General features: G+C 56.6%; 2 protein-coding genes. Both read right to left on the reverse strand.

Translation table 11 applies throughout. The features are described from left to right. The coding region (locus tag U1872_RS22515) for a hypothetical protein (protein ID WP_332795082.1) at nucleotides 1-426 on the reverse strand (426 nt) is incomplete at its 3' end. Between the two features lie 55 nt (nucleotides 427-481). Next, on the reverse strand, nucleotides 482-1,170 hold a 689-nt coding region (locus tag U1872_RS22520; protein ID WP_332795083.1), incomplete at its 5' end, for a hypothetical protein.

Consider the following 1,170-nt stretch of genomic DNA (forward strand, 5'->3'; position numbering starts at 1 on the left):
GGATTGTGGACGCGCTGGTGACGTCGGTTCCGCGACGGGGACAATCTCTGCTGACTGCGGTGCCTCCTGCTGTACCCGCTCAGGTGCAGGGCGTTGATCTGTCAGTAGGCTACGCTCGGCAATCTGACGCCAGTGGTTTCGGTCCATGCGGACATCATCAAGTTGAGATCGAAGAAGCTCAATTTGTCCCTTAAGAGCAGCGACAACCTCGTTGTTTTCAGGGGGTAAACCAGCGTCAACCCGAGGGGTAACCTTACCCCTATCTTGGTTTACGGCAGGCCATACCCTGAATAATTCGACCGGCTCGATCGACCATCCGCCGCTAGCGTCTTTGATAGCGGAAAGGCGACCAGCGCGAATGGCTTTGATCACGGATTGCTTGGTCAGGCCAACGTGCTTTGCAGCTTCTGCGGGGGATAAACTCATAGGGGCAACCGCCGTAAACCAAGATGGGGGTAAGGCGTAAACCGAGAAGGATACATCAGTTTAGCTTGTTCAGGAGGGTTCCTGTGATCGAGCCAAGGCTTTGCGCTTCATCCATAGGCTGACGATCGACAGGTTCCTGCACTGACGGCAGATCGGGTTCCATACCGGGCAAGGTGGGTTCGCTAGGTGGTGGCAGGCCGTTCCCAACTGGAAGCTGGCTTTCGCCCGGGAAGAGACGGGGTACTGCCCGTAGAGGCAGCTGTGAGCCCAGATCTTCACGATCAGGCTGCTCTGCCTCGGACACCACTACGACGGCGCTAAAAAGCGATGTGCGAAGCCCGTCTCGCGCGCCTGTCCAAACAACGCGGTCATTGATGACATGAGCGTTGACGGTACCCCGATCACCAATCTGCCGCAGTTCGATCCAGCGTTCGCGTTCAAGAATGGCGATGGCATTTTGAACACCCCGACGGGATGCTCCCGCTAACTGCGCTAGCGTGCCCTGAGATATGACCACCGCATTGTGGTCGCCAACGCGAGCAGCCAGCAAGTGCATAACCTGTGCAGCTAGAGGGCTTTTGCGCGTCAAAGCAGCCCAAGCTTCGTGAGAAGATCGATCGGTCTGAACCCAGTGGCCTTTAGGTTTTTGAGCGGGAAGCGCCATGCGTAAACCTCTGCAAATCAGATTCCAGAAACGCGAAACACAGTGCGCACCCCCGTGCAATCTAAGCAAGCTTTTTATGG

The sequence above is a fragment of the Parasphingomonas frigoris genome, from assembly GCF_036663815.1.
Taxonomy (GTDB): domain Bacteria; phylum Pseudomonadota; class Alphaproteobacteria; order Sphingomonadales; family Sphingomonadaceae; genus Sphingomonas.